Origin of the sequence: Novipirellula sp., from assembly GCF_041583735.1 — a bacterium.
In the GTDB taxonomy this organism is placed as follows: domain Bacteria; phylum Planctomycetota; class Planctomycetia; order Pirellulales; family Pirellulaceae; genus Novipirellula.
Window position 1 is genome coordinate 1 of record NZ_JBFHFD010000752.1, and the last position, 3,903, is coordinate 3,903.

The 3,903-nt window shown below is 53.8% G+C and carries 1 protein-coding gene; it reads right to left on the minus strand.

Annotated elements, in window-relative coordinates:
• Positions 1–395: 395 nt before the first annotated feature.
• A complete protein-coding gene (locus ABX962_RS32130) occupies positions 396–3,785 on the minus strand; it encodes a mechanosensitive ion channel domain-containing protein (protein ID WP_372725756.1) in 3,390 nt (1,129 codons plus the stop codon).
• Between the last annotated feature and the right edge of the window lie 118 nt (positions 3,786–3,903).

Genomic DNA, 3,903 nt, shown 5'->3' on the forward strand with positions numbered 1-3,903 from the left:
CAGGAATCTTGTAGAACTTGTCAGTCCAAGGCGCCAGCATCTTTTTACCCTCAAGAAAAGAATCGACACACTTTCATTCTACGCATCTCCATGGCCCCCGACTAATTCAGCAGTCTCCTTTGTTTGGGAGAGGTAACACGCCGCAAGGCACCTCGCCCGAGCGAAGCTGGAGAGAGGTCGAACGGGCCCTTCAGGCCTCGTCCGGGTGAGGGACGACCGCGCACACTTGGATGCAGCGTTCGGCGTGGATTGCTCGGACGGCCCTCACCCGAGCAATCGCCGGAGGCTCTGCTCGACCTCTCCCAAACTTTGTTTGGGAGAGGTGACACGACGCAAGTCACCTCGCCTGCGCGAGGTTTAACAGCGAGGTGAACTGAGGCACGGGTGCGGATCGGCTACTTGCTGTCGCCGTTGCGGATGCTGCGGTCCAACTGAATCCCAAGCGGCATCGTTTCCGTTTTGACGCTGAAGTTGACATCGCGTTGCGGGAACGGGATCGAAATATTTGCCTCGCGGAATGCCTTGATGATCGCGGTGTTGACTTCATGTGTGACTCCGACTCGGCGATCGAGCGTCGCAAGATAGAAACGCACCGCAAAATTCAGCGAGCTGTCGCCAAATGACTCAAAATTGATTAGCGGCGCGGGGTCATCCATCACGTCGGGATGTTCGCGAACGACGCGTTCCAATATCTCGCGGACTTGATTAGGATCGGCATCATATTCGACTCCGACTTCGATCGATAAACGATTGATCACGTTGGAGAGAGACCAATTGAGGATCTTGCCCGTGATCAAATCCTTATTGGGCACGACCAACTCCTTGCGTTCCCAACTGGTCACGGTTGTCGCTCGCATCTGGATCCGTGATACAACCCCCGTGGTCCCATCGATCGTGACGATGTCACCGACGCGAACCGGACGTTCAAGCAACAGAATGATGCCGGAGACGAAATTGGCCACAATTTCTTGCAAACCGAAACCGAGTCCAACGGACGCAGCGGCCAACAACCAACCAAGCTGAGTCCATGGCACGCTGAGAATATTCAAAACGATAAAAGCACCTACCACGGTCAACGTGTATCGCAGAATCGTGGTCAATGCATAGCGAGCACCGCTGTCGAGCGAGGTTTTTCGAAGCACAAAGAGTTCAAGTAAGCCGGGTAAGTTCCGAGCCGAATAGACCAGCACCACAATCACCATGATCGAATACAGCACGTCGCGAAGCGTGACGGTTTCAATCTCCATGTTGTCGCCAACCGAGACTCGCCAAAGTTCGATACGATCAAAAATTTCGAACGCTGGCAAAACATTGCTCCAAATCAGCGCAAGTCCGGACAATGCGATCACCGTGGCCATCACATAGACCAATTGCCGCGTTTGCCGATCCAGTTTGGGCAAATCGGCCTTGTCTTCCTCTTGCAATTCGATGCCGATGTCGGTGGGCAGCCCCTCGGCAGCAGAAGCTTGCATCGCCGCCAGCTTTTTCTCTCGCAACTCGCGTGCTTGCCGTCTTGCCACGTCACGGTAGCGGAGACTCAACCATCGAAATGCGAGTGCCATGACGAGCAGCAGCATCACCAGCATTAAGAAGGACGTTTGCATCAACCTGCCCAAGTTGAACGCCGTATCGAGAAAACCGGCCAGTGCCAGGCCAGCAAAGACGATGGGGAATCCGGCCAGCACGAGCCAGATCAAACGACGCCAACGATATGCTTTGGACTCGGGATTATCACGGCGAACCTGAGTAAAGATTGGACTCTTGACCGAAAAGATGACGTTATTGAAAGCCGCCGTCACCAAAAACAATGCGATCGTTGTCAATCTTGATGCCGTCGCACGAATTTGTTCATCGGGATGTTCGTAGAGCGCCATCATCAAGAAAATCAGCGTACCGCCCAGTACGGTGTACCAACGCAGGTGGAAACGCAACATTTTGCGAATCGAGTCATCCCAGCCGAAATGGGCTTGTGCTAAACCTTTGTCGCGACACACCTCTTTGATCAGTTCGCGGGATGCAACAAAGATCGCGGTCACGGCAAACGCATTGCCAACCCCGGTGACAAACGGATCGACTCCGAGATTTCCCAGCAGTGCCCAACCGATAAAGCCAAAAAACGCTGGCCAAATACACGCCAAGACGATCGAAAACAGCAGCGCAGACGCGGTACAACTAAACGTGGTGTCGGTCCGCAACGCTTCGTCACCGAACTCGCGTACCCAGCGCCGCAAACGAGAGCGGTAAAACACCAACGTCAAAACGACGAGCACGCCAATCAACGAACGAAGCGGCCGCGTCAGGAAGCTACGCAGCAATTGATCAAACGCATTCTTCCAGTGATCCGCGTCAGCTAACCAGGCGGCAGCAGGAGCGATATAACGCAATTCGGAAACCGAGAAAATGGGAGAGCTACGAATCCAAAATACGTTTTGATCAACGAAGTCGATGTACTCGTCGATGACCGACCGTAACTGCCGTCGCTGCGTATCGGCAGTCAACATCGTATCGAGGATTGAGTTTTGAGCTTGAATCGTTGACGCCAATAACTCCTTGCGTTTTTTCAGCAAGGTGAGCTCGGTATCGCTCTCGGGTGTATCCGCAGGCATCGCCGCGATTTGTTGTTCGACCTTGGCCGCTTCGTCCTCCAGTTCAAAAACGCTGATTTGGTGTTCTTGGATCTTTTCTTGCAAATCTGCTCGCGGACGATACTTGGCACTCAGCTCTTCAAAATCTCGCCGTTTGTTTCGCAGCATCAACCCCAGCGCGTCGGTCAGCCCGACGGCCTCCAGCCGATCTTGCGAAACTTTCAGGGAATTTTTGACCTCGTCATAAGCTTGTTGGACGTCGTTCAAACGTGTCAGCGCTCGCGCGGACTCACCCACCAATTTCTGGTGTCGCTCGGTGACTTCGATATTGCTTTGGGCCAGCGGTTTGAGTGCTTCGGGAACTTGCTGCAAGTCATCGCGTAACCCCTGCATTGTGTCAGCAACCTCACTGCGTTGACGCTGCGTCAGCGCGGACTGCAATGCATCGAGGTCACTGCGAAGTTGCGCAATTTTCCGCTCGGACAACTGACGTTGCAGCGGCAACAAGTCGCTGGTGGCAAGATATGCAGATTGCTCCTTTTTCAGTTCCTCGATCTTCTTTTGCAAGGCTTGGCGTTTGGAACGTAATTGCGTCATCCTGGCTCGCGTTTGCGCCGCGGGCTCGCCAGCCAAGGCGGGAGCGGCGATTTGCTTTTCGACTTGCTCAAGCTCTTTCTCGACCGTGCTGATTTCAGCCGGAATTTCCGCAACCCGCTTTTGCCGACGAGCCGGTTCGGCGGTCAGTTTGCCATCGTCGCTGGTCGCATTACTGAGTGCGAGTTGATTTTCAGCAATTTGTTGCTTGATTGATTCGACGGTGGAATCGGGATTAAGCGTCCATTTGACCACCTCTTTCGAATCCAACTCGGACTTGATTTGTTTCATGCGTGCAGGAGCATCTGTCGCCAACGATTCATACTGCTGAATGTTGCTAGCACTCACGTCAGCCGCACTGAGATTTTGTTTCGCTTGCTGGTACAGCTCTTCGAGCGAAGTTTTTAGCGCAGGATCGAGACTCTCATTGGCAGCGAGCGAAGCCAGTCCCGTCTCGATTGCGGTCCCATCAACCGTGTCACCGTTATCCACCGGATTATCGATCACGGTGGCAACGGGGGCACTCGTTTCGGCCGCCTGCGCGAACACAGCGGATGGCAGAAAGAGAGTGATGACGATTGCCAAGAGACACAAGCCGAAAGGCATAAGGGGCAATCGAACCGCCACACCGATGAGATAAAGGCTGCGGTCGACCCCACCATTGACTGGAAATAGCATAGAGAAAGAACGAGGGTTGGCGTGTGGAAGAAAAGTCGCGAATACA